The organism is Alkaliphilus metalliredigens QYMF, assembly GCF_000016985.1.
GTDB classification, from domain to species: Bacteria; Bacillota; Clostridia; order Peptostreptococcales; family Natronincolaceae; genus Alkaliphilus_A; species Alkaliphilus_A metalliredigens.
In genome coordinates, this window is sequence record NC_009633.1 from 3,525,430 (window position 1) to 3,545,720 (window position 20,291).

Genomic DNA, 20,291 nt, shown 5'->3' on the forward strand with positions numbered 1-20,291 from the left:
TAACATTCTTTTATTAGAGAGGTTATCTACTATGCCTTTTACATCTCCAAGTATTTCCAATAAAAATAACAACTTTCGCATTGGACCATTGGCTCCAGTACATGATGTGCTTATTATCGTACAAGAATGTATTGTATTTACTATTTTACAAGGGGTGTCACTGTTAGTTCCTAGCTTTCCCCTGTCTCTCGCTGAGGAGTTATCTATTGAGTCAAATCCTACGCATATCCAGTGTATTAATACTGATTTGGTGTTAGATTCTCGTTATCAAATTGACGAAAATATGCTTACCATAAGTCTACCCCACATACCTAAGAAAATCATTTCATGTACTATAGACAATATCACGCTAAAAGAAAAACTAAACCCCTGTGAGTCTAATGACTGGGATTTAGCGATCGCGATATACCAATATAATGTGGTCGTAAAATATACAGATTTTTTTGAAAACCTTTTTACAATTAGTCAAAGGTCATGTTCTCGCTATCAACGAACTTTTGTTAAACATTCTTCTGGTCTTCTTGAAGTGAAACTCAATATAGAATGTATCCACTCCAAAATCTAAGAAGATCATGTTTTTTAATCAAAAATACGAAAATTATTCAACAGTCTGGAGTCATCTACAATGGCTCCTTTTTTGTGTAATAAGCCACCCCTATTGCACCAGGTCCTACATGTAACCCAATCACAGGGCCTATATCCTGTATCATAATCTCAACATCTACCACTTTTCTTATTTCAGTGGCTACATTTTTAGCTTCATCTGCACAATTAATATGATGAACCACAATTTCTCCTACACCAAAGTCCTCAATGTCTTTGAGCACCTGACCGATGATGGTCGAGGTAGCCTTTTTCTTTGTCCTGACTTTTTTAAAGATCGTTGTCATCCCATCTTCTACAGTTAAAATCGGAATGATTTTAAATAAGTTTCCAATAATGGCATTTGCACGGCCAATTCGCCCACCCTGCTCTAAGTATTTTAGGTTATCGGGTATAAATAAAAACCTACTTTTTTTCATATTGTCCTCAGCTGCTTTTTTCACTTCTTCCAATGTTTTGTTTTCCTTAGCAGCCCTTGCTGCTTCTATGACAGCAAATCCTAGTTGCATACAATTTGACCTAGAATCTAAAATTTCTATATTGGCATTGGGATAACTCTGTAAAACCATGTCCTTGGCCATATGAGCCGTAGCATATGTGCCACTCATCTCTGAAGATAAAAAGAGACATATCAATTCGTCCCCTTCCTTAACCACATTTTCCATCTCATGGCATAACTCCCCCATAGGGGGTTGCGATGATTTAGGAATCCCTTGCTCTGCCATCATTTTATAGAAGCGCTCATTATCTATCTCTGTTTCTTTAAAAGTATGCTCTGAAAATGCGACCCTTAAGGATACAACCCTTATGGCTAGCTCATCTTTTATAGACTCACTTATGTAACTTGTACTGTCAGTCAAAATTTTAACAGTCATATATATATCCCCCCAACGATTGATTTCTATTGTAGCAATTTTTCTGATCTCAATATATATAATATACCAACGCTCAAAATCTAGCAACAACGTGAAAACACCCCTCAGTTTAGACCTTTTAAATGTCAACTCTGTGGGGTGTTTTTGCTCTTCTTTTTCCAATTATCTTAATAGCCTTTTTACCATCTTCATCTTGTCTCTATATATTGTAAATCAAAGTTCTTGTCTGGATTTTTTTCATATCAGTTTAGATATGATAATCATACCAATACCCTTTATAAATTTATTCAAACGACATCGCTTGTATAATTAGGTTTCCCATTTCTGCTGTCCCAACTAACTTACATCCATCACTCATAATGTCTGGAGTCCGATACCCACCCTCAAGAACCCTTGTAACCGCTTCCTCGATTTCCTTGGCTTCATTTTCTAAATCAAAGGAAATTCTGAGCATCATTGCTGCTGATAAAATAGTGGCTATGGGATTGGCTTTATCCTGACCAGCGATGTCCGGAGCAGATCCATGAATGGGTTCATACATACCAAACTTTCCTTCCCCTAAACTAGCCGAAGGTAGCATTCCGATGGATCCCGTGATCATACTGGCTTCGTCAGAGAGAATATCCCCAAACATGTTAGTCGTTACTAAAACATCAAACTGTCTCGGATTTCGAATGAGCTGCATGGCAGCATTGTCTACATACATATGCTCTAGAGTCACCTCTGGGTAGTCCTTTGCGATTTCTATCATAACAGAACGCCATAGCCTAGAGCTTTCTAGTACATTGGCCTTATCAACACTGGTTACTTTTCTATCTCTTTTTAATGCCATTTCAAAGGCCAGTCGTCCAATACGCTCTACTTCACCCACACTATAGGCTTCTACATCAAAGGCCTCCTCACCCATATCATCATTATTTGTTCGACGTCCTTTTTCTCCAAAATAAATGCCTCCCATAAGCTCCCGTACGATACAAATGTCAATACCCTCTCCAACAATGTCAGACCTTAGGGGACATGCATTTTTTAAGGACTCATGTAATATAGCAGGACGAAGATTGGCATAAAGTCCTAGCCCCTTCCTTAAACCCAGTAAAGCTGCTTCAGGACGTTGATGTCCTGGGAGTCCATCCCATTTTTCTCCCCCCACTGCTCCTAGAAGTACTGCATCACTTTTTTGACAGCTATCAAGGGATTCCCTTGGTAGGGGCTCACCGGTGGCATCATAGGCGCATCCCCCTACCAACACTTCTTCAAAGTCAAACTGATGTCCAAAAGTGTCACCCACAGTCTCCAATACCCTCACAGCTTCCTTAATTACCTCAGGTCCGATTCCATCCCCTGGTATTAATGTAATTTGATAGGCCATGCTACTCCCCTCCACTCTTTTGTTGTGCTAAGCCTTTAGCAATATATTTGATCAATCCATCGGATTCCATGATTTTTTGTATAAATTCAGGAAAGGGCTGGGCTTCATAGAATTCCGTTTTTGTCATATTATGAATGATACCTTTTTTGAAGTTGATCTCAATGACGTCACCATTTTCAATTTTCTCAACAGCCTCTGGACACTCTAAAATCGGCAGTCCAATATTTATTGCATTTCGATAAAATATTCTTGCGAAGCTACTGGCAATGACACAGGAGATCCCCGATGCTTTAATGGCCAAGGGGGCATGCTCTCGTGAAGAACCACATCCGAAATTTTTCTCTCCAACGATGATGTCTCCACTTTTCACCTGACTGGAAAATGTTGAATCTAAATCCTCCATGCAGTGCTTTGCTAGTTCACCAGGGTCAAATGTACTTAAGTATCTTGCAGGGATAATGACATCAGTATCCACATTACTTCCATATTTAAAAACCCGTCCATTTGTTTTCATCATCTCACCATCCTCCATTTACACGATATCCTTGGGATTCGTAATTTTTCCAGTGATTGCAGAGGCCGCTGCCACTGCGGGACTAGCTAAATAGACCTCTGATTCTGGATGTCCCATTCTCCCTACAAAGTTTCGATTTGTGGTTGCAATGGCTCTTTCACCCTTTGCCAACACACCCATATGTCCTCCAAGGCAAGGACCACAGGTAGGTGTACTTACCACTGCCCCTGCTTTTATAAATGTTTCCAGTAGCCCTTCCTTCATTGCATCAAGGTATATCTTCTGGGTAGCAGGGAAAACAATGACTCGAACACCCTTTGCAACCTGCTTTCCCTCCATTACCTTTGCTGCCATTCGAAGGTCTTGAATCCGACCATTTGTACAGGATCCAATCACAACTTGGTCAATTTTCACATCTCCCACCTCGTCAATGGTACGGATATTGTCAGGTATATGTGGGAAAGCCACCGTTGGTAATAAACGACTTAAGTCGATTTCATAGGTTTCTTCATAGACTGCATCTTCATCTGCTCTATACACAGTATAGGGTCTTTTGGAATGAACCCTTACATACTCCAGGGTTAGCTCATCCACTGGGAAAATACCATTCTTCCCCCCTGCTTCAATGGCCATATTTGCCATGGTAAAACGATCATCCATGGTCAGGTGTTTTATGCCCTCCCCCACAAATTCCATGGATTTGTATAGGGCTCCATCCACACCAATTGTTCCAATGATATGAAGAATGATATCCTTTCCGCTGACCCACTCTTGAGGTTTACCCTTTAATATAAATTTCAGGGCACCAGGTACCTTAAACCAACATTTCCCCATGGCCATTCCCGCTGCCATATCCGTGCTTCCAATTCCTGTTGAAAAGGCCCCTAGGGCGCCATAGGTACAGGTATGGGAATCCGCTCCAATGCCCACATCCCCTGGAACCACCAGCCCTTTTTCCGGGATCAGAGCATGCTCTATTCCCATCTGCCCGATTTCAAAATAGTTTTCTATCTCCATCTCATCTACAAACTCACGAATCAGTTTACAGTTCTCCGCAGTTTTAATATCCTTATTGGGTGTAAAATGATCTGGTACAATGGCTATTTTTTTCTTATCGAAAACCTGATTAACTCCGATCTTGTAAAACTCTTCCATAGCCACCGGTGTGGTAATGTCGTTGCCAAGGACTAGATCAAGATCCACTTGGATTAACTGTCCCACCTCTACTGTATCCAAGCCTGCATGAGCCGCTAGAATTTTTTGCGTCATCGTCATTCCCATTTTTTCATCCTCCTCATACTCTCTTCTTTATTACATCGCCGCCTGTTGGCCCTGTGGTATATTTTCACTCATCATTTTATTAATGGCGTTGATATAGGCTTTAATACTCGCTTCCACAACATCTGTACTCAATCCTCTGCCATTGTATATTTCATTGTTTCGCTTTATTTTCACCACAGCTTCTCCCAGGGCATCTTCTCCCTCTGTCACCGATTCAACAGAGTAATCTTCAAGTTTAAAGTCTCCTCCAACGATATTGTCAATTGCCTTAAATGCTGCATCTATAGGTCCAAATCCCTTGGCAACCTCTTCAAGTTCTTTACCATCCTTGATTAATTTGATATTTGCCGTAGAGGTAATTATATTCCCACAGTTAATGACAAATTCTTTTAGTTGGTAAATTTCTTCAAAGTTTTGTTTTTGATCTTGCACCAATGCCTCTAAATCTCGGTCATAAATGACTTTCTTTCTATCGGCTAGGATCTTAAATTCCTTAAATACTTCATTTAATTTTTCTTTTGAGATTTCATATCCTAATTCCTTTAGGCGATCCTCTAGGGCATGGCTACCAGAGTGTTTCCCAAGGACTAATTGGTTTTTTGATAAACCAATTGACTCCGGTGTCATGATTTCATAGGTACTTTTGTTGGCTAACATCCCATGCTGGTGAATTCCCGACTCATGGGCAAAGGCATTTTCACCTACAATGGCTTTATTATGCTGAACCTTCATCCCAGTCACTTTACTTGTTAATCGACTGGCCGCATAGATTTGGCCTGTGTCAATATTTGTGTACATTCCATAAAGATCCTTCCGGGTATTAATCCCCATGACAATCTCCTCTAAAGCCGCATTTCCTGCTCGTTCACCAATTCCATTAATGGTACATTCTAGCTGGGTTGCTCCCGCAGCTGCTGCAGCTAAGGTGTTGGCCACCGCCATGCCTAGGTCATTGTGACAATGAACTGAAATTTCAGCTCGATGGATGTTGGCTACATTTTCCTTGATTCCTTTTATCAATCTATAATACTCATCTGGAGTTGTGTATCCCACAGTGTCAGGTACATTAATGACCGTTGCCCCAGCTTTAATCACAGCCTCAAATATTCGATATAAAAACTCAGTTCGACTTCTAGAAGCATCCTCTGCTGAAAACTCAACATCATTACAATAACCCTTTGCCCGCTTTACCATGGCAACCGCCTGTGCTAATACCTCTTCCTCTGTGCTCTTTAGCTTATACTTCATGTGTATATCTGAAGTGGCAATAAATGTATGGATTCTTGGATTTTCAGCATACTTTACTGCTTCATAGGCTCTATCTATATCCTTTGGTAAAGCCCTTGCAAGACTAGCAACAGTGGCATTTTTGACTATTTTAGCAATTTCCTTCACTGCATTAAAGTCTCCTGGGGAAGCAATGGCAAATCCAGCTTCAATCACATCCACTTTCATCTTCTCTAATTGCATAGCCACCTCTAGCTTTTCTCCGAGATTCATACTACACCCTGGAGATTGCTCTCCATCCCTTAATGTGGTATCAAAAATTTTAATTTGTCTTGTTGTTTCCATATTGACCATTCCTCCCTCTACTCTTTTTGTACAATATAAAAAACCCCGCCTCTGCAAAATGTTGCCTTTGCAGGGACGAGGATTAATTCCACGCGTTACCACCCTAATTGTTTCTATCAATAAGAAACCTCTCATCTAGGTTCTATCAAACCCATCGTCTATAACGGGACTTCCCGTTTACCTATAATCACACGTTGAACCAACGTCTTTCCAGGTAACTGCTAAGGAGTGAGTTGCATTCTACTACAGTATCGGTTCGCACCACCCACCGACTCTCTGAAACTGCTTTGTAAAACACTAGTCTCCCTAATCACATTTGATTTGTTTTTTATATGTTTTTTATATTGTTTTCAATATTAACAGATAACTTCCCATACGTCAATAGTAAATTTAGAATTATTTTTATTTTCTGTTAATCTCTTAGTAAATTTTACTGTTTCCATTAATTTAATCCTTTATTTATATTTTCTCTTTTAGTGGTAAAAAATATAATGCAATTATATTTTCCGATTTAAAATCCAGTCACACTGAGGAGTGCAATCATATGTATGGCGTAAATAAAATTTGGAAGCCTGAGATTTTTCAAGGGAAATATAAAAAGCGAAACTATTTTGAAGGCTGGTACTTCAAACTAATTAACGCTCATCAAGATCAAGTTTTTGGTGTGATTCCCGGTATTTCCTATGGATCAACTCCTCAGGATGCCCATGCCTTTATACAGGTTTTAGATGGAATAGCCTGTCAATCCCATTATTTTCCCTACCCCTCTGATGCTTTTAAATTCTCTCAAAATAAATTTGAAGTGCGCATTGGCCAGAATGCTTTCAGTAGGGATCGAATGATCCTAAGTCTAGAAAATAAAGAGACTAAGGTTGAGGGCGAACTTCATTTCTCGAATATAGTCCCTTTTCCAAGTACCCTCATCAATCCAGGGATTATGGGTCCCTTCTCATTTATTCCCTCTATGGAGTGCTATCATGGCATTGTTAACATCCATCATGATACCATGGGGAGTTTAACTGTGGGAGATCAAAAGCTCAACTTTGATCATGGTTATGGCTATATCGAAAAGGACTGGGGTCAATCCTTCCCCGAAGCCTACATTTGGCTTCAATCCAATCACTTTTCCAGAGAAGACGTGTCTATTATGTTTTCCATAGCGAAAATCCCATGGCTAGGAAAGCATTTTATTGGACATATTTCTTTTTTAAGAATCGGAGAAACCTTTTACCGATTTGCCACCTATACTGGAGCTAAGCTTATCAGCTTGGTTGTAACAGACCAAGGAATCGAAGTTATTTTACAGGACAAGCATCACCGACTAGTAATCACAGCTATCTCAAGTAAGTCCAGTATGCTAAAGGCCCCCCAAAAAGGACTTATGAATCGTGAAATATTAGAAAGTATCACTGCTCAAGTACAGGTTTTGTTGACAGATCCCAAAGGAACAGTCATCTTTCAAGGGGAGGGTGTCAATACTGGATTGGAAATGGTAGGGGATTTGTCTATTCTGTTTCTGTGTTAAATAAATTGATTCCATTAGTTAACCAAAACAAAACGGCTACACTCTTTTAAGAGCGTAGCCATTTTTATCTATTATTATTTAGGGGGAAGTTAACTATTTATTCTTTGCAGCGTTTTCGCCAGCAATTCTTCCATAAACTGCGATGTCAGCTAAAGCGTTGCCACCTAAACGGTTAGAACCATGGATTCCTCCTGTTACTTCACCGGCTGCATATAAACCAGGAATCACATTTCCATTTACGTCAAGAGCCTCAGCATTTGTATTGATTTCGATTCCACCCATGGTATGATGAACGGTGGGTACCCGTGCACCAGCATAAAATGGTGCAGTATCGATCTTCGTATCAAACAATGTTCTACCAAATTCGTCTGATCCACCTGCTTCTACTACTTTGTTGAACTCCTCTACTGCTTTCACTAAATTATCTGGATTGACTCCAATTTTCCCAGCTAGTTCTTCAAGGGTATCACCTTTAAAGGCTCGATCTTGGGCAATTAACTCTTCTATTGTTTCATTAAAGTTATTTGTTGTTTCTGGTGTTGGATAGTTTTTCTGATCAAGAACCACCCATAAGAAGGCATCTTCTTCCTCAAGCAGTGCTTTTGTCATCACATCTCGTCGAGCTCCTTCGTCAACAAAACGATTACCAGATTTATTGACAAAGATTCGATTTTCAACACCTTGCTCAATATTTCCACTCAGACTTCCCGTATTAGGATCTCCCAATGGAAGCAATTGAAGATGTTCTAACCCAATCAGACTGGCTCCAACAGCTTCAGCTATTGCTAGACCATCTCCTGTTGCCCCTGGGTGATTAGTGGACTTCACATTTGCAAGGGAAGGCCAGCTTTGGTTATATTTTTCTATCATCTCAGTATTGGCACCAAAACCACCAGCTGCCATAATCACGCCATTGTTAGCATGTACAATCACATCTCCACTTAACCCAACTGCTTTAACACCAACGACTCGTCCATCTTCAACTAATAATTCTATTGCTTCAGTATCAAGTAAAATCTCAATACCTTCATTGGCATTAATATAATTTTGATAAGTATCGATAAATCCAGTTCCTAGAGGTGTAGAGGGTTTATGAGCCCTTGGCCACAGTCCACCTAATACAGTAAATACTTCATCATTAAAATTCATACCTAAGCTCTCTAGCCATTCAACGGCTGGATATGCATTCTCAACAAGAGTTTGAATTAGATCGGTATTTCCTAGTTCATCCCCACCCTCATATGTTTGTGTAAAATGTTTTTCAACTGAATCTTCAATTCCTTGGGCAACCTGTCTTGGCGAACCCGCAGCATTTAATGCACCACCAGCAAGAATTGTATTTCCTCCTAATCTCGGCATTTTTTCAAGGACGATTATTTGGGCACCATTTTGATGGGCTGAAACAGCCGCTGCTAAACCGGCACCACCACCACCTATAATAACAACATCAGTTGTATATTCAACAGTTTCACCTACAACCCTTACATTCTCACCTTTAACACTTAGTGCATCAATATCTGCACCTGCCTGCTCAAGGGCATTAATAACCGCTGCAATAATTGCATCACTTGTAATTGTTGCCCCAGAAATAGCATCTACGGCTAATGTCTGTCCATCAACGATGGCGTTTGGAATTCGATCTATTGCTGGATCTGCTATTCCTTGACTTTCATTATGCTCTAAAATGTTCACACTCTGAATTTCGTTTTCATCAACAGTCACTTCCACTGTGATGTCTCCATTATGTCCTGGTGCAACACCTGTGTATGTCCCGGCTTGAAATAATGCTTCTTCTACTGTAGTCTCAGTGGTAGGTCCAGATTGGCAACCGACCATCAGGATCGCCAGTACAACACACAGGCTCATAAATACCACTTTTTTCAATAATGCTTTTTGCTTCATCAATAATCCCTCCATTATCCATTTTTAAGTACTACTTAAACAATTTTTTAAGGACTTTTTTACTTATTTGCTACTTTCAATTCATCATGGAACTTCTTTTCAATACCACAAATTTACTTACATCAATGAGCCTATTGTTCTTAGTTCTGTTCAGTGAATCCATTCATTGAACAGATTCATTTAACAATTACATTTTATACTATTGTTATTTTGTTGTCAATACATTTTACTACTTAATTATTATGATCGGATATATTTCACATTAAAACATAAGTTTGCTACAATCAAATCATTTGCGTTAACGCAACTCATAATTTGTTACGGTTCGTGGTCCTGTATACAATTGGTGCTTACATGATTCTATTGCACATCATACAAGCAACCGTACTATATACATAGCACGGTTGCTTTTTAATGAAGCCTTTTACTTCTTCTTAACTCACCTATATTAACAATTTGTCACTTCTATGCTTCTATCTTTTTATCTACTTCAAGAGGTGTAATTGTAAATCCGATATAACCATAAATAACGGCAATGATAGGTGTTAAGATATTTAAGAATGCATAGGGACCATAAGCAACAGCACTTACTCCTAGGGTTCCGAACATGAAGGCACCACATGTATTCCATGGAATCAATACCGAAGTCAGGGTTCCTGAATCCTCCAATGTTCTTGAAAGTACCTTTGGATGAATTCCTTTTTCTCTATAGGTATCCTTGTACATTCTACCAGGGACAACAATAGCTATATATTGCTCTGCAGCCAATAGGTTCACAGCAATACAAGTTAAAACAGTGGCTAAGATTAAAGATCCTGTACTTTCAGCTAAGCTTAAGATCGCTCGACCAATAGCGTGGAGCATACCTGATTTCTCCATAAGCCCACCGAAGGACATGGCAATTAGGATTAAGGATACAGTCCACATCATACTATCTAGACCACCACCACTTAATAGGTCATCTACTATTTCTACACCAGAATCCAAATAAAATCCATAATGAGCTGCATCGATGATGTCTCCAATGGCTGCGCCTTGGAAGATTGCAGCGAAGAGACCACCTAAAAGTGTACCGGCCATTAATCCAGGTAAGGCAGGTACCTTCAACACAACAATTGTAATAACAAGAATCGGTGGAATTAATAATAGTGGGGAAATCATGAAGTTAGAACTCATTGCACCAAGCATTTCATTGATACCGACCATATCTAATTCACGACCTGCATATCTTGATCCAATAATTCCATAAAGAATTAAAGAGATGATTAAAGCAGGAACCGTTGTGTAAACCATATGCTTGATGTGTTCAAACAATTCAGCGCCAGCCATGGCAGGTGCTAGATTTGTTGTGTCGGAAAGAGGAGACATTTTATCTCCAAAGTAAGCTCCAGAAATGATTGCACCAGCCACAAGACCTGCAGGCATTCCTAGACCTAGACCGATTCCCAGTAAGGCAATACCCACTGTACCGGCAGTTGTCCAAGAGCTTCCTGTTGCAAGGGAAACTACAGAACAAATAATTGCTGTGGCCACAAGAAAGATTCCTGGCGATAAGATCTGTAGACCATAGTAAATCATGGTTGGGACAGTTCCACTTAGGGTCCATGTACCGATAATTGTACCAATAACCATTAAAATTAGAACAGCTTGCATTCCCATTTTAATCGTATCGATCATACCTGCTTCCAGTTCACTCCATGTGAACCCTAGAGAAGTAACGGCAACAATAGCCGCCACAATAATAGTGGCAATCAGCGGGATATGAGGATCAGCACCAAATACAATGATTGAGGTGGATAGTGAAACGACTAGAAACAAAATTGGGATAAACGCATGTTTCAGCGTTGCTTCTTTTTTAGTTTTCATTGAATAAATTCCCCCTTTAAAAATATTTTTTCCAATTTAGAATGAGAAATCCAAATCCTGATGACGTAGTATACCATTCCCCGCTTACCCTAATGTTATCAAAACCACACTAAAAAAATCCTCATTTCTTGCTGTCGAACATACTAATTTCAATAAAAATTTCGTGTTCATTCATCAACAAAGTCCAGTAAAGGAATCTGGTAAGTTTAAGGCCACCAAAGTTTCTATGTCTAAGCGTGGATCTAGACTAGCTAGAAGGGTCCTTTTCACCATTGCTATTAGTTCTGTTATACATGAAGTCTCTTACATTATTTTTGCTGTATTTAGAAATAACAAACATTTTACTTTGGCTTATTTGCTGTGAATTTTTTATACCTTCTATTTTAAACTTTCTTTAAGAATTCTCTTGACTATTGCTAACTGGTCTATATTTATTGGCTCTTAATACCTTATTGACTCATTATAGAGCTCAATGAATATCACCTTTAAAGATTCATTGTACTATTTTAACTTGTTTTTTGTGGGTTACTATGCCTATAATATTGGTAACTATTATTGAAATGGAGTGATAAAGTATGGCTGCAAAAGATAACTCTTTCGATGTTGTTTCTGAGGTGGATATGAATGAGGTTACCAATGCAATGTCCCAAACAGAAAAAGAAATTGCCCAGAGATTTGACTTAAAAGACAGTAAAACCATTATTACAAAAAGTGAAAATGAGATTAGCATTGTTACATCTGATGAATTTAAACTTCAAAATGTAATTGATATCCTACAAACAAAACTTGTCAAACGAAATGTATCTATCAAATCCTTAGAGTATGAAAAAATCGAAAAATCCTTAGGTGGAAAAGTAAAGCAAGTCATTAAAGTGAAACAGGGAATTACCAAAGAAGAAGCAAAAAAAATCACCACTTTAATCAAGGATTCAAAGCTAAAGGTACAGGCTTCAGTGCAAGGAGATGTTGTCAGAGTCTCCGGTAAAAACAGAAATGATCTACAAGATGTAATGCAAGCCTTAAGAGATGCCGATCTAGCCTTTAGTGTACAATTTACTAACTATCGATAAATTTACATACTAAAAAGGAGTCGATTTTCTTAAAAAATCGACTCCTTTTTTAACCATTTTTCAGACCCCATGCAAATCATTACAGGTAGTCCCTTGTAAGTTTGATCCCAGTCTATACAAAAATCCACCATTCTTCCCCTTCATTAAATAACTCAATCAGTCTTCCATCAATATTGCATTTATATCTGATGGCATTATTGAAAAGCTTCATGCTTCTCACTGGATCTATTATTTCAAACTTTTCATCATTGTAAGTCAATTCAACAGGGATATTCCATTCGTTATCATCAAGTTTACCTTCAACCTTGACAAACATCTTATCAACTTTATTTCCCCAAGCCATATTTAATAACCTCCTCCATCAATTCTTCAACTAGTCTCTATTTTCTATCTCTAATCCCTTTAAGAACCCCCTGGCATACTTATCAGAACACTCTTTGTAATGCTTATGCCCTTCCTTTCTAAATAGATCACTTAATTCTCCCTTTGATACAATGACCCCTGCTTCTTCAAATATATCAAGCATATCGGCACTTGAGAATGATAGGGCTATTTTTAATTTCTTAAGCATTATGTTATTAACCTTTTCATTATTCTTTATGGCCAGTACTGGCCTTTCAGGTTGTCCTGGTTTTGGATCTTGTTTGCCTCTTCTAAATACAATAAAGCCATTTAAAAATGACTCTAGGGTACTATTGTCGCATTTTATATTCTCTTCTTTTTCTTCTGCTTCCTCTTGATCCTCAACTTCATCAGGGAAACTGTCTTTTGATTTTATGAGCATCTTCCTCACTTCTTCTTCCGTTAATTCAGCCCCACCAAGTTTAAATATCTCTACCATAGCTGTGTTTTTTATATCCAAGGCATCTGATAATCTAATTAATATCTCATTATTATTCATTTATAATCCTCCTATGCTAAAGCTTTTTCTAATTATACCTCTATTATAGCATAATATACCTTTTATTTTTGACATGGGAAGAGCCAACCCATTAAGATTGACTCTCTGCCTTAACTAATTTATGAAACTAAGTATCTGGAATGATACAGTTCATTATTTACAATATTATTATGTTATACTAATAATTCTTGTTTTACCTGTATTAAGAAACACTGCCCAAGCTTTATTGGCATGGCTCATGATATTACCAATGTTTTTTTTATCATCTGCTGTTTTACCACCTATATATCCATTTCCTTCATCAGAAGTCCCCCATCGAGTAACATAATTCATCTTTTCAAACTCAATAGGATCTTCTTCATCATGATATTTAACGATTTCAAAAATCCCATCGGTATTTAAAATTAGATGTTGTTCTTCATTACCCTTTACTGATGCAATTACATCTAGCAGTTGTTGTTTGTTTAGCATTTTGCACGCTCCTTTATTTTTCCTAGTTTTATTATATAGGCAAATATCTTCTTTGTAAATAGCTTAACTCATTGAAATAACTTGATTTTAGGATCATGGCAGACTACGATGTCCTAGTTCCTTTCCCTATGGGTCCGTCATAGCCAAGAACATAGTCATCGTCATCATCCTTGTAGAGTAGGTACTATGAGGAAATGATCCGCATAATGTGGTGATAAAAATCCCATAATATAGAAGATGTATTCTAGATTTTCCATAGATTAAAGTCGAATGAAAGAAAAATTGAAATTAACAAGGAACCTATGTTTTAAAAGCAAGACCCTGGGTAATAATGGAATAGATATAATTTAAAATGAAATTAACGAGGAGGATTTACATGAAAAATTACACAAAATTAAATGAATACTTATCAAATTTAGCTGTTTTAAATGTAAAACTACATAATATGCATTGGAATGTTGTGGGCATGCAATTTGTTCAAGTCCATGAATTCACTGAGTCAATGTATGATGATTTCTTTGCAAAGTATGATGATGTAGCAGAGCTTATGAAGATGAGGGGCGAAAAGCCTTTAGCTAAAATGGCGGATTATTTAGAAAATGCATCTATCAAAGAATTAGATAAAGATAAATTTTCCAGCACTGAAGTTCTTGAAATAGTTTTAGCTGATTTAAATAAAATGATGGCTTTAGCAACTGAAATCAGAAGTGCAGCAGATGAAGCTGGTGATTTTGGAATAGTAGCTGAATTTGAAGATCATATTGCTGGTTACAGTAAGAATTTGTGGTTCATCAATTCAATGCTTGCATAGCACCTACTTTACATTAACTAAATGTGTTTATTTTAAAGACTAACTTCTATATTTTAAGAAGTTAGTCTTTTTTAATTTACAAAATACTTCTTTTTAATTAATCATAAATTTTTATATGCCAACCACAGGAATTGTCCCCTTGGCTGCCAGCCTTATTTAATTTTGCTTGTTCTCGTCTTCATCAACTAGGGCATCATCAAGAACGACTGCAGAGATGACTTCATTGATTACATGGTCTTCCCTTACAGATATTAATTTCTTCCTAACAATTTCTTCAACTTCAAATTCTTGTTTCAGTCCTGCATAAAGAGAATAAATAATGAGTAATAGAATAATCGCAAAAGGCAAACCAGTAATGATAGAAGCCGTTTGTAAAGCGCCAAGTCCACCACCAAGCAATAAAGTAGCCGCAACAACGCCTTCCATAATAGCCCAAAATACTCTCTGAGGTACTGGTGAATCTAATTTTCCTCCAGAAGTCAAGTGATCGACAACTAAGGATCCAGAATCCGAGGAAGTAACAAAAAATACAGTAACCAACATAATCCCTATGAAAGACGTTACACTGGATAAAGGTAGATTTTCTAGCATTGCAAACAATGCAATTGAAACATCCTCATCAACCACAGTGGCAATATCTGCAATGCCACTTGTTTCAAGAAAGATTGCAGTTCCACCAAATACTGACATCCAAAAGAAAGATAATAGAGTTGGGATAATCATAACACCTAAAACAAACTCTTTAACTGTACGGCCTTTGGATATTCTTGCAATAAACATCCCAACAAATGGTGACCAAGAAATCCACCAAGCCCAATAAAAAATCGTCCATCCACCTTGCCAACCGGTATCTCTAAAGGTTTCTGTCCACATACTCATTTCAGTAAAGTTAGATAAATAATAACCGATGTTCTGAGTAAAGCCTCCGAGAATATATACAGTAGGCCCTACAATGAGAACAAAAAGTAAAAACACACCTGCCATCACCATATTGATCTCACTTAATCGCTTTACGCCACCATCAAGACCCATGACAACTGATCCTGTAGCAAGAGCTGTAATCCCAGCTATTAGTAGCACTTGTACTGTGATGCTTATATTAATACCAAACAAATAATTGAGTCCTGCATTGACTTGTGCTACGCCAAACCCCAGGGAAGTAGCAAGACCCGTTAGTGTAGCTAATACAGATAAGGTATCGATTAGATTACCCCAAAAGCCATAGATTTTATTTCCGATAATTGGATAAAATATCGAGCGAATGGTTAGAGGTAGTCCCCTATTAAAAGAGAAAAAAGCCAAACCTAACCCAACTAAAGCATAAATAGCCCAAGGGTGAATTCCCCAGTGGAAAAATGTTGTTGCCATTGCCGCTTGGGCTGCTCTTGGTGAACCTGCGAGTAAATTTCCAAACATGGGTGATGGCGTATTTAAATGTGTAATAGGCTCGGCAACACTCCAAAATAGCAAGCCAATGCCCATACCAGCACTCAAGAGCATAGAATACCAAGCAAATTTACTGAACTCCGGCTGGGCTTTGCTTCCACCAATTCTTATATTGCCGAACTTTCCGAAAGCAAAGGTAAGAGCCGCAATAATAAAGAGGTTGGCTACTAATATAAAGAACCATCCTGCATTTTTGGATATAATAGTCATTGTATTGTCAAAAAACACTTCTGATGCCTCAGTAAAAATTAGCGTTAAGCTTATAAAGGCAGCTAGAAACACAACTGAGAACATGGTCACTTGAGGATGAATATCGAAACCAAAGCCTTCCCAATTGTTCTCTCCAGGTTCTTGTTTCCCAGCTTCATCAAACAGTGAAACCGTCGGACGAATTTGAAGACCTTTAAAAGGTTTTCTTGCCTTAATTGCCTTTTTCCTTGCTTCTATTTCAGCGTTCTTTAGCTTTTTTGCCAGTGCTTTCCGTGGGTCGATTTTTTTATCTTTATCCTGATCCATTTAGATTAATACCCCTTTCTTCTTCATCACTTAGATTCACTTCAATTCAATTCCATTATTTTCTTAAATACATTCATTTAATATCACCTTGATTTATAGCTAACTTGCAAGGAATTTAGAATTCACAAAATACCTTCTATATTGTACCATTTTCGTCACATATTTTCTATACATCTGGTAATTCTTTTGTATATGCCCTGACATTCATATATTCAAATGTAAATATATAGAAACCTATCTCCATCATCAACACCCTTATATTCTCCATACTCATTGTCTAGTATACCCACCAATTGGCTTATTGTATTACTACTACCTGCTTAGGTTGGCAGGTTATCAGTATGCTCTTTCCTGCTCTTTCTAGCTTCCCAGCTTCAAGTCTCCACCTTCTTTTTGTTTATTCTTTTTAGTACACAAAAAGAGCCAATCGGCTAAGATTGACCCACTAATATGTTAAGTGCCTGGCTTGATTCATTTGATTACTTTTTTCCTTAATTCTTCAAAGTTGGTATACTCAATAGGGGTTGTATCACCTAAATAAGCCTTCACCTGGTCAATAAACTGCCAGGAATGTTCAATCTCATCCCATCTAGGAAAAAGAGTGGTATCTCCTAATACAATGTCTAAAAGCAACTTTTCATAGGCCTCTGGTAAGTTTCCTATGGCCTGACATCCATGACAATAGTCCAAAACCACAGGCTTAACATCGGAACTTAATCCCGGTATTTTTGTATTGATTTGAAAGGTGATGCCATCTTCAGGATCCACTCTGATAATCAATCGATTTGACTGGATACTGTCCTTTGGCCACTTTTTATGACTATGACTGTTTTCTAAAAATTCAATGATGATTTCAGACTTCTTTTCGTCAAGTTGCTTACCCGTAAGAATATAGAAGGGAACACCCTTCCATCTCTCCGTATCGATTTCTGCCTTTAAGAAAACAAAGGTTTCTGTTTTTGAATCAGGATCTACACCTTTTTCTTTTTTATAACCTTTATATTGTCCAACCAAAAGATTTTCAGCATTAAAATTTGCTTTTAGTTTTTGAATCACCTGAACCTTCCTTTGACGGATATCATCAGTATCAAAATCCTCTGGAGGTTCCATAGCGATAAGACTCAACATTTGCATCAGATGATTTTGAACCATATCCTTCAATGCCCCTGATCCATCATAGTAGCCTCCTCGATTCATAACCCCTCCTGTTTCCTTAGCTAAAATTGTTACACTTTTGATTCCCTTATTGTTCCATATATCTTCAAAAATCTTGTTGGAAAATCGAACAACCAAAATATTCTGGATCATTTCCTTCCCTAAGTAATGATCAATTCGATAGATCTGATTTTCATCGAAGTAATCTCTCACCATCTGATTATATTTTTTTGCCGAATCCAAATCTTCACCAAAGGGCTTTTCAAATACCACTCTTCCCTTAAGGTCTTCTTTACTTACTAAATTCCCCTCACTAATCCCCCTTGCAATTATTGGGAACAAACCTGGTGCAGTGGCCAGGTAAAAAATACTATTGTCTGTGTACATTTGACAGTTGTTTTCAATAAAGGTTTTTAATGCTATGTAATCCGGCATTGATTCAATATCCATTTGATAATAGAACAAAGATTTTTTGAACACTGACCAATTGATTTCTTCTTTGACTTGAGTTAGGGCATCTTCGATGTAGGATTTCGTTGTAAAATTTTTTCTTCCAATGCAAATGATTTTAGTGGCACTGGAAATTAAGTTTTGATCCATTAGGCGATAGAGGGCAGGAAGGAGTTTCTTATAAGTTAAATTTCCAGTTGCACCGAAAATGACAAATAAATTGTTCTTCATTTATTCACCTATTTTTGATGGATCGCATGACCACCAAATTCCTTTCTCATGGCAGCAACCACCTTCTCTGAAAACTTGGTTGAATCTGTAGACTTATATCGAGCGAAGAGTGCATTGGAAATAACCGGCATGGATACCTTTAGTCTTAAGGCTTCTTCTACTGCCCATTGACCTTCACCCGAAGCATCTACAATCCCTTGTATTTCCTCTAATTTTTCGCTTTTTTCAAAGGAACTTAAAACGCATCGCATGAGCAAACCTTCAATAATAGAACCATGGCTCCAAACCTTTGCTACATTCTCAAAGTCTAAGCTAAAGGGTCCAGCATTTAACAACTCAAAACCCTCTCCAATTGCCTGCATCATCCCATACTCAATGGCATTGTGAACCATTTTCACATAGTGACCGCTCCCCGGTGTTCCCATGAAGGAATATCCATTTTCAATAGATATATCCTGAAATAGAGAGCTAATTTGCTCTACAACATGGGGTTCCCCGCCAACCATCATGCATGCCCCTGTTCTAGCTCCTTCAATTCCACCACTGGTGCCCACATCTATGTAATCAATTCCAATATCTTTCAGCTTTTCATATCGTCTAAGGGTATCTTGATAAAAAGAGTTACCACCATCAATCAAAATATCTCCGGATCTTAAGAAGGTTAGCAATTCATCAATCATATTGTCCACTGCCTCACCCGAAGGAATCATCATCCATAAAATCCGTTTCCCCTCCAAAGAATCATAAAGAGCTTCAAGACTATAGACTCCTTTAATTCCTTCTTTTTCAATCATCTGTGTTTTATCTGGAGTTCTATTATAGGCAACAACTCTGTGTCCATGATCCCTCATATTTAAAGCAAGATTGTAACCCATTTTCCCCAAACCAATCAATCCTATTTCCATTGTAAACGCCTCCTATTTATTAATTTAATAACTTATTACCCTCATAAGACTCTTTCATTCAGGATGATGATTTTGATTCTTCAACAAACCCAGATCTTTGTAAGCGTCATGATCAACAAACCATTGTGTTTTTCCCTCAATGGGAGAAACCAACTGGGCAGGGATCATCTGGGAAGGGTTGCTTAAGAATACCCTCTCCAGAATAGAGGATTTCCCTGCTCCTAAGGCAATATAAGCCACATGACGGGTTCTGTTAAGGAGGGGCAAAGTGAAGGTCATCCGTTCTGGAGGTGCTTTAGGGGCGTCCATAAGAGAAGAAACCCAGTGCTTTTCTTCCTTTAAAAGGGGATGCTGTGGGAATAGGGAGGCCGTATGCCCATCTTCTCCTAAACCTAAAAGAATTAAATCAAATTGAGGAATTTCTTCCGATCCCGTTGTAAAGACCCTAGATAGCATATTTTCATAAGCCCTAGCAGCCTCATCAGGCTTAAGACCAGTGTCATAGGGATGTATCTGATTTTTGGGAATGTCCACATGGTCTAAAAAAAGTTCCTTTGATTTACAATAATTACTGTCTGTACTGGTTAGGGGTACCCAACGCTCATCTACCCAAAAAACCTGCCATTTAGACCAGTCTATTGAAGCCTTAATTTCCTTATTCAGTATGCCCTTTGCAAAAACATCCATGGATGAACCACCGGACAATCCTATGGTAAAGCCACCATGCTTCCTGATGGAATCCATGGCCAAAGCAGTTACATATACCCCTAGCTTCTTGGCAACCTCCTGGGGGGTACCCAGGACAATATTTCCTTTATGCATATTAAT

18 protein-coding genes, 1 pseudogene and 1 other annotated feature are annotated in these 20,291 nt (G+C 38.1%); of the genes and pseudogenes, 5 read left to right on the forward strand and 14 right to left on the reverse strand.

Annotated elements, in window-relative coordinates:
• The first annotated feature begins 31 nt into the window (after positions 1–31).
• Positions 32–565, forward strand: a complete 534-nt coding sequence (locus tag AMET_RS16970) for a hypothetical protein (protein ID WP_012064544.1) — start codon at positions 32–34, stop codon at positions 563–565.
• A 55-nt stretch (positions 566–620) separates the two neighbouring features.
• Here the strand turns inward: AMET_RS16970 and AMET_RS16975 are convergent, their stop codons facing one another.
• The 5 genes from AMET_RS16975 to AMET_RS16995 all read right to left on the reverse strand — a co-directional run bounded on the left by AMET_RS16975 (position 621) and on the right by AMET_RS16995 (position 6,214).
• The gene (locus AMET_RS16975; protein ID WP_012064545.1) at positions 621–1,478 is read right to left on the reverse strand and encodes a DegV family protein; all 858 of its coding nucleotides are present in this window, start codon (positions 1,476–1,478) and stop codon (positions 621–623) included.
• Between the two features lie 283 nt (positions 1,479–1,761).
• The gene (gene leuB / locus AMET_RS16980; RefSeq protein WP_012064546.1) at positions 1,762–2,847 is read right to left on the reverse strand and encodes a 3-isopropylmalate dehydrogenase; all 1,086 of its coding nucleotides are present in this window, start codon (positions 2,845–2,847) and stop codon (positions 1,762–1,764) included.
• Position 2,848: 1 nt separating this feature from the next.
• The gene (gene leuD, locus AMET_RS16985) at positions 2,849–3,364 is read right to left on the reverse strand and encodes a 3-isopropylmalate dehydratase small subunit (protein WP_012064547.1); all 516 of its coding nucleotides are present in this window, start codon (positions 3,362–3,364) and stop codon (positions 2,849–2,851) included.
• Positions 3,365–3,379: 15 nt separating this feature from the next.
• A complete protein-coding gene (gene leuC / locus AMET_RS16990) occupies positions 3,380–4,642 on the reverse strand; it encodes a 3-isopropylmalate dehydratase large subunit (protein ID WP_012064548.1) in 1,263 nt (420 codons plus the stop codon).
• A gap of 30 nt (positions 4,643–4,672) precedes the next feature.
• Positions 4,673–6,214: a 2-isopropylmalate synthase gene (locus AMET_RS16995; protein WP_012064549.1), complete on the reverse strand. Its 1,542-nt coding sequence runs from the start codon at positions 6,212–6,214 to the stop codon at positions 4,673–4,675.
• A gap of 68 nt (positions 6,215–6,282) precedes the next feature.
• Positions 6,283–6,534: a binding site (T-box leader), on the reverse strand.
• 224 nt (positions 6,535–6,758) lie between these two features.
• Between AMET_RS16995 and AMET_RS17000 the strand changes: the two genes are divergently transcribed.
• The gene (locus AMET_RS17000; RefSeq protein ID WP_012064550.1) at positions 6,759–7,739 is read left to right on the forward strand and encodes a tocopherol cyclase family protein; all 981 of its coding nucleotides are present in this window, start codon (positions 6,759–6,761) and stop codon (positions 7,737–7,739) included.
• Positions 7,740–7,832: 93 nt separating this feature from the next.
• Here the strand turns inward: AMET_RS17000 and AMET_RS17005 are convergent, their stop codons facing one another.
• Positions 7,833–9,641, reverse strand: coding sequence for a flavocytochrome c (locus tag AMET_RS17005; RefSeq protein WP_012064551.1), 1,809 nt, complete (start codon positions 9,639–9,641; stop codon positions 7,833–7,835).
• Positions 9,642–10,106: 465 nt separating this feature from the next.
• Entirely contained in the window at positions 10,107–11,507 is a 1,401-nt protein-coding gene (gene nhaC / locus AMET_RS17010) for a Na+/H+ antiporter NhaC (protein ID WP_012064552.1), read from the reverse strand.
• A 187-nt stretch (positions 11,508–11,694) separates the two neighbouring features.
• On the opposite strand from nhaC, the pseudogene AMET_RS26610 reads away from it, so the two are divergent.
• Both AMET_RS26610 and AMET_RS17015 read left to right on the forward strand, forming a co-directional pair.
• Positions 11,695–11,796 (forward strand): annotated as a pseudogene (locus tag AMET_RS26610) (transposase); the annotation flags it as partial.
• 286 nt (positions 11,797–12,082) lie between these two features.
• Positions 12,083–12,577 carry a YajQ family cyclic di-GMP-binding protein gene (locus AMET_RS17015; RefSeq protein ID WP_012064553.1) on the forward strand — a complete coding sequence of 165 codons (495 nt, stop codon included), beginning with the start codon at positions 12,083–12,085 and terminating at the stop codon, positions 12,575–12,577.
• A gap of 112 nt (positions 12,578–12,689) precedes the next feature.
• On the opposite strand, the gene AMET_RS17020 is transcribed toward AMET_RS17015, so the two are convergent.
• The 3 genes from AMET_RS17020 to AMET_RS17030 all read right to left on the reverse strand — a co-directional run bounded on the left by AMET_RS17020 (position 12,690) and on the right by AMET_RS17030 (position 13,949).
• A complete protein-coding gene (locus AMET_RS17020; RefSeq protein ID WP_012064554.1) occupies positions 12,690–12,920 on the reverse strand; it encodes a hypothetical protein in 231 nt (76 codons plus the stop codon).
• A gap of 30 nt (positions 12,921–12,950) precedes the next feature.
• Positions 12,951–13,478 (reverse strand): YehS family protein, encoded by a 528-nt coding sequence (locus tag AMET_RS17025; RefSeq protein ID WP_012064555.1) that lies wholly within the window; start codon positions 13,476–13,478, stop codon positions 12,951–12,953.
• Positions 13,479–13,646: 168 nt separating this feature from the next.
• The gene (locus tag AMET_RS17030) at positions 13,647–13,949 is read right to left on the reverse strand and encodes a hypothetical protein (protein ID WP_012064556.1); all 303 of its coding nucleotides are present in this window, start codon (positions 13,947–13,949) and stop codon (positions 13,647–13,649) included.
• A 376-nt stretch (positions 13,950–14,325) separates the two neighbouring features.
• Here AMET_RS17030 and AMET_RS17035 point away from each other — a divergent pair, with 376 nt between their 5' ends.
• A complete protein-coding gene (locus AMET_RS17035) occupies positions 14,326–14,760 on the forward strand; it encodes a Dps family protein (protein ID WP_012064557.1) in 435 nt (144 codons plus the stop codon).
• Positions 14,761–14,916: 156 nt separating this feature from the next.
• On the opposite strand, the gene AMET_RS17040 is transcribed toward AMET_RS17035, so the two are convergent.
• From AMET_RS17040 to pgl, 4 genes are all read right to left on the reverse strand, one after another.
• Complete coding sequence (locus AMET_RS17040; RefSeq protein WP_012064558.1) at positions 14,917–16,722, reverse strand: BCCT family transporter; 1,806 nt, start codon at positions 16,720–16,722, stop codon at positions 14,917–14,919.
• A 471-nt stretch (positions 16,723–17,193) separates the two neighbouring features.
• Entirely contained in the window at positions 17,194–18,558 is a 1,365-nt protein-coding gene (gene zwf, locus AMET_RS17045) for a glucose-6-phosphate dehydrogenase (protein ID WP_012064559.1), read from the reverse strand.
• Positions 18,559–18,566: 8 nt separating this feature from the next.
• Complete coding sequence (gene gnd / locus AMET_RS17050; RefSeq protein ID WP_012064560.1) at positions 18,567–19,463, reverse strand: phosphogluconate dehydrogenase (NAD(+)-dependent, decarboxylating); 897 nt, start codon at positions 19,461–19,463, stop codon at positions 18,567–18,569.
• Between the two features lie 54 nt (positions 19,464–19,517).
• Positions 19,518–20,285: a 6-phosphogluconolactonase gene (pgl, locus tag AMET_RS17055; RefSeq protein ID WP_012064561.1), complete on the reverse strand. Its 768-nt coding sequence runs from the start codon at positions 20,283–20,285 to the stop codon at positions 19,518–19,520.
• Positions 20,286–20,291: the final 6 nt, after the last annotated feature.

Excerpts from the sequence above, each read along its gene's own strand:
- AMET_RS17035 (WP_012064557.1), top strand. The coding sequence starts at position 14,326 with ATGAAAAATTACACAAAATTAAATGAATACTTATCAAATTTAGCTGTT.
- AMET_RS17015 (WP_012064553.1), top strand. The coding sequence starts at position 12,083 with ATGGCTGCAAAAGATAACTCTTTCGATGTTGTTTCTGAGGTGGATATG.
- AMET_RS17025 (WP_012064555.1), bottom strand. The coding sequence starts at position 13,478 with ATGAATAATAATGAGATATTAATTAGATTATCAGATGCCTTGGATATA.
- nhaC (WP_012064552.1), bottom strand. The coding sequence starts at position 11,507 with ATGAAAACTAAAAAAGAAGCAACGCTGAAACATGCGTTTATCCCAATT.
- AMET_RS17005 (WP_012064551.1), bottom strand. The coding sequence starts at position 9,641 with ATGAAGCAAAAAGCATTATTGAAAAAAGTGGTATTTATGAGCCTGTGT.
- AMET_RS17030 (WP_012064556.1), bottom strand. The coding sequence starts at position 13,949 with ATGCTAAACAAACAACAACTGCTAGATGTAATTGCATCAGTAAAGGGT.
- AMET_RS17020 (WP_012064554.1), bottom strand. The coding sequence starts at position 12,920 with ATGGCTTGGGGAAATAAAGTTGATAAGATGTTTGTCAAGGTTGAAGGT.
- leuC (WP_012064548.1), bottom strand. The coding sequence starts at position 4,642 with ATGGGAATGACGATGACGCAAAAAATTCTAGCGGCTCATGCAGGCTTG.
- zwf (WP_012064559.1), bottom strand. The coding sequence starts at position 18,558 with ATGAAGAACAATTTATTTGTCATTTTCGGTGCAACTGGAAATTTAACT.
- gnd (WP_012064560.1), bottom strand. The coding sequence starts at position 19,463 with ATGGAAATAGGATTGATTGGTTTGGGGAAAATGGGTTACAATCTTGCT.
- pgl (WP_012064561.1), bottom strand. The coding sequence starts at position 20,285 with ATGCATAAAGGAAATATTGTCCTGGGTACCCCCCAGGAGGTTGCCAAG.
- AMET_RS17040 (WP_012064558.1), bottom strand. The coding sequence starts at position 16,722 with ATGGATCAGGATAAAGATAAAAAAATCGACCCACGGAAAGCACTGGCA.
- AMET_RS16995 (WP_012064549.1), bottom strand. The coding sequence starts at position 6,214 with ATGGAAACAACAAGACAAATTAAAATTTTTGATACCACATTAAGGGAT.
- leuD (WP_012064547.1), bottom strand. The coding sequence starts at position 3,364 with ATGATGAAAACAAATGGACGGGTTTTTAAATATGGAAGTAATGTGGAT.
- AMET_RS16975 (WP_012064545.1), bottom strand. The coding sequence starts at position 1,478 with ATGACTGTTAAAATTTTGACTGACAGTACAAGTTACATAAGTGAGTCT.
- AMET_RS17000 (WP_012064550.1), top strand. The coding sequence starts at position 6,759 with ATGTATGGCGTAAATAAAATTTGGAAGCCTGAGATTTTTCAAGGGAAA.
- leuB (WP_012064546.1), bottom strand. The coding sequence starts at position 2,847 with ATGGCCTATCAAATTACATTAATACCAGGGGATGGAATCGGACCTGAG.
- AMET_RS16970 (WP_012064544.1), top strand. The coding sequence starts at position 32 with ATGCCTTTTACATCTCCAAGTATTTCCAATAAAAATAACAACTTTCGC.